Origin of the sequence: Mycobacterium sp. E1715, assembly GCF_001667625.1 — a bacterium.
Taxonomy (GTDB): Bacteria; Actinomycetota; Actinomycetes; order Mycobacteriales; family Mycobacteriaceae; genus Mycobacterium.
Genome location: NZ_LZJJ01000203.1, coordinates 1 through 3928, shown reverse-complemented (window position 1 = coordinate 3928; position 3928 = coordinate 1). Strand labels below are relative to the sequence as shown.

Below are 3928 nucleotides of genomic sequence, written 5' to 3'. Positions count from 1 at the left end.
GCGACCTCCCGATAAAACCGCTGCGCACCGAATTCGATTGCGGCGTGGATGAGCACGTTGCGGTCTTCGAAGTACCGATACACCGTGCCCCGCGAGACCTTCGCCATGCGCGCCACGTCCTGCACACTGGTGCGCTGGATGCCCAGCTGGGCGAAGCATTCGTTTGCCGCGTCGAGAATCTGGTCACGGCGGTCGACGTCGGCGCGGGCCGCCGATTCGCTGGTGACCGGATCAGTCAACATCTCACTCCTACGAGGCCAAGGGCGGTGATCTCAGCTCTTCATGCTACGCGACGTGCGGCTTTGCGCCCGGGAGCCGCACCGGCCCTGCGAAGACGGCCGCACCCCCGGATCGTTCGCACGCGGGGGTCGAGGCGGGTGTACTAGGCACCGCCGCGGCGATCTGCAATCATTGGATAATTGAACGCTTAATGTTCCATTGTTACATCGCAGCAAGGAGTGGTCTTGTCTCGTCTCGAGGACAGATACGCGCTGGTTACCGGCGGGGCTCAGGGGTTGGGCGGGGCCATCGCCGAGGAGTTGGCCAGCCTGGGCGCTCACGTTTCGATCGTCGATCTCAACGGGGAGAAGGGCCTTGAGCGCGTCGAGCGAATTCGGGGCAATTCCGGGCGGGCCTCCTTCATCAGGGCCAACGTCGCCCACCGCGATGCGATTGAAGCCGCCGTTCAGGAGGCGGCGGAAACCGGGGGCGGCCGCATCGACGTCTTGGTCAACGCGGCGCAGTTCTTCGCGATGCCGAAGGCGCTGGAATTGGTCACCGATAAGGATTGGGAGCTTTCCGAGGCCACGGGGCCCAAGGCTACGTTCCGGTTCATGCAGCTCTGCTTTCCGTTCCTGCGCGAGTCGGGGCGGGCGTCGGTGATCAACTTCGTGTCGGGCTCCGCCCTCGCCGGCATCGCCTACACCGCTCCGTACTCGGCGGCCAAGGGCGCGGTGGCGGCGCTGACCAAGGTGGCCGCCAACGAGTGGGCTCGCCACCGCATCCGCGTCAACGCAGTGTGCCCGTTCGCCCTTACGGAGGCCCAGGAGAAACTGATCGGCACCGAATGGGACAACTACACGCGGACGGCCGCGGCTTCGCCGATGAAGCGCGGCGCCAGCCCCGTGGAGATCGCGCCCGCCGTGGCCTTCCTCGCCGGGGACGACGCGGCGTTCGTGACCGGCACGGTGCTCCACGTCGATGGGGGCATGACCGAACTGTCGACGGTGGACTACTCGCAATCGCCGGGAGTGTTTGGCTAGCAGTCGAATCGCCTATATACCCCATGACTCACATACCAGACACTTCCCGGCCGGTTCCGGCGCTGACGGCTCTAAGTCGGCCCTTCTGGACCGCCGGCGCCGACGGAGTGCTGCGCATGCAACGCTGCACCGACTGCGGGCGGCTGTGTCACCCGCCCGCGCTGCTGTGCCCTGCCGACCACGCGGCGACCGAGTATGTCGACCTCAGCGGCCGCGGGTTCGTCGAGTCCTGGACGGTGAATCGCCATCAGTGGTTCCCGGGGTTCGCGCCGCCCTATCTGATCGCATTCGTCACTCCGGTCGAGGACAGGAGGGCACGCCTGCTGACCAACCTGGTGAACGTTCATCCCGCCGAGGTCACCGCGAACATGCCCGTTCGCGTCACGTTCGATCGATGCCTAGACGGTGAAGACGAGGTGTTCATTCCATTGTTCGAGCCGGAGCGCTGGTGAATAACGGGGTGACCGATCGGGCGGTCATCAGCGGTATCGGTCAGTCGGCAATCGGCCGCCGGCTGGGGCGGGATCCGCTGGAGCTGACCGCCGAAGCGTGTCTGGCCGCGGTTGCCGACGCGGGTCTGTCGTTGGCCGACATCGACGGGCTCACAACATATCCCGGGTCGTCGCAACCGGGCGTCGGGTTCTCGGGGGCGTCGTTGCGGGACATCCACGACGCGCTGGGAATCCAGCCGAACTGGGTCGCCGGGGGAGTGGAATCCCCCGGGCAGCTGGGCGCCGTGGTGGACGCAATGCTCGCTGTCGCGGGCGGGCTTGCCGACCACGTCCTGTGTTGGCGCAGCATCTGGGAGGGCACGGCTCAGGGCGCCGGCCGGCGCAAGGGGTACGGGTCTGGCGGCGGCCGCCCCGCCGGGATGCTGGGCTGGCAGATGCCATTTGGTGCGACGGCGGCCAACCTGGCGGCGCTGCAGATTCGCGCGCGAATGCTGCGGTACGGCCTGACTCGGGAGCAACTCGCGTCGATAGCCATCGCGCAACGGGCCCACGCCGCCCGCAACCCCACGGCGATCTATCGCGACCCACTCGACCTGGACGCCTATCTGGGCGCGCGCATGGTTTCCGACCCGTTGTGCATGTTGGACTGTGACATCGCCTGCGACGGGGCGACCGCATTCGTCGTTTCGCGTGCCGAGCACGTCGCGGGGCTGGACCACCCGGGGGTGGCGGTCGAGGCCCTCGACTGCGCCCACCACGACCGGTTCACCTGGGAGGGAGGTGAAGACATCACCCGCATCAGTTCGCGCTGGTCCACGATCTGGGATCGCACCGACTTCACCATCGCCGACGTCGACGTGGCCTCGTTGTATGACGGGTTCAGTGTCTTCGTGCTCTGCTGGCTGGAGGACTTCGGCTTCTGCCCGGTCGGCGAATCCGGCGCGTGGGTCGCCGATCCGGGGCGCATCTCGCTGGGCGGACAATTACCCATCAACACTGCCGGAGGGCAGCTATCCGGAGGACGTCTGCACGGCTTCGGGCATCTGCATGAAGCGTGCCTGCAGATCCGTGGCGAGGCGGCCGCGCGACAGGTCGACGGCGCGAAGCTGGCCGCGGTCGGTGTCGGGGCGGCCAACAGCGGCACCACCGCGATGCTGCTGCGGCGGGCCTGAGCATGCCGTCGTGCACAATGATCATGCGACTCCGAGGAGGCAGTTGATGGCCGAAGATCAGGCGCCGAAGTTGGGCTTCATCGGGCTGGGCAATCTTGGTGCGCCCATGGCCAAGCGGCTGGTCGGCTGGCCGGGCGGGTTGATCGTTTTCGACGTAAGGCCGGATGCGACAACGTCATTCGCCGACGCGGGAGTGCAGGTCGCCGGCACCGTGGATGATGTGGCGGCCGCGGACATCATCAGTGTCATGGTGCTGAACGACGAGCAAGTGCGCGACGTGGTGGCACGGCTCGCCCCGCGAGCCAAGCGCGGCACCGTCATCGCGATCCACTCGACGATAGACCACAGAACCGCAGTCGAACTCGCGGCCGAACTGGAGCCGACCGGCATTCACGTCATCGATGCACCGGTCAGCGGCGGCGTGGAAGCGGTGAAGACGGGTGACCTGGCTGTCATGGTGGGTGCCGAACGGGACGTCTACGAGCGCGTCAAGCCGGCCTTCAAGCAGTGGGCGTCGATGGTGGTTCACGCGGGAGCACCCGGCTCGGGGACCCGGATGAAGCTGGCGCGCAACATGCTGACTTTCACCTCTTTTGCGGCCGCCTGCGAAGCGATGAAGCTCGCTGAGTTGGCGGGTCTTGATGTGCAAGCGTTCAGCCGGGTCGTGCGCCACACTGACGCACACAGCGGCGGCACAGGCGCAATGATGTTCCGCGACGACATGAGCAGGCCGCTGGCCCCGGATCACTTCCTCTACCAGCCCTTCCTGCACACGCGGGAATTGGGAGAAAAGGATCTCAGCCTGGCGCTCGGCCTCGGCGGCGAGGTGGGCGTCGACCTGCCGCTGGCGCAGATCGCTCTGCGGGATCTCGCCGAAGGGCTCGGCGTGCCCCACGCCGCTGCGACCGAGTCTCAGTGATCAAGACTTGGCGAGGCTGGTCGACGCGACCTATCCACCGATCCATCACGGCCTGATACCTCTGCTCGGCCACGCTCAACTCCCTCATCCAGGGAGTGTCACGGATCAACCGAAGTAGGTGTC

5 protein-coding genes are annotated in these 3928 nt (G+C 66.6%); 4 read left to right on the top strand and 1 reads right to left on the bottom strand.

The features are described 5' to 3' along the window. Positions 1-242, bottom strand: a 242-nt coding sequence (locus tag A9X03_RS11290; protein ID WP_156746536.1) for a TetR/AcrR family transcriptional regulator, incomplete at its 3' end; no start/stop codon positions are given. 222 nt (positions 243-464) lie between these two features. Between A9X03_RS11290 and A9X03_RS11285 the strand changes: the two genes are divergently transcribed. Genes A9X03_RS11285 through A9X03_RS11270 form a run of 4 tightly spaced genes read left to right on the top strand, consistent with a single transcriptional unit; the run spans position 465 to position 3805 of the window. Continuing rightward, positions 465-1262, top strand: coding sequence for an SDR family NAD(P)-dependent oxidoreductase (locus tag A9X03_RS11285; protein WP_067277377.1), 798 nt, complete (start codon positions 465-467; stop codon positions 1260-1262). Between the two features lie 23 nt (positions 1263-1285). After that, positions 1286-1714 carry a Zn-ribbon domain-containing OB-fold protein gene (locus A9X03_RS11280; protein WP_067783651.1) on the top strand — a complete coding sequence of 143 codons (429 nt, stop codon included), beginning with the start codon at positions 1286-1288 and terminating at the stop codon, positions 1712-1714. An 8-nt stretch (positions 1715-1722) separates the two neighbouring features. Then, on the top strand, positions 1723-2886 hold the full coding sequence (locus A9X03_RS11275) for a thiolase family protein (protein WP_231975384.1): 1164 nt from the start codon (positions 1723-1725) through the stop codon (positions 2884-2886). Between the two features lie 46 nt (positions 2887-2932). Continuing rightward, positions 2933-3805 (top strand): NAD(P)-dependent oxidoreductase, encoded by an 873-nt coding sequence (locus tag A9X03_RS11270; protein ID WP_067760400.1) that lies wholly within the window; start codon positions 2933-2935, stop codon positions 3803-3805. Positions 3806-3928 lie beyond the last annotated feature (123 nt).

Excerpts from the sequence above, each read along its gene's own strand:
- A9X03_RS11270 (WP_067760400.1), top strand. The coding sequence starts at position 2,933 with ATGGCCGAAGATCAGGCGCCGAAGTTGGGCTTCATCGGGCTGGGCAAT.
- A9X03_RS11280 (WP_067783651.1), top strand. The coding sequence starts at position 1,286 with ATGACTCACATACCAGACACTTCCCGGCCGGTTCCGGCGCTGACGGCT.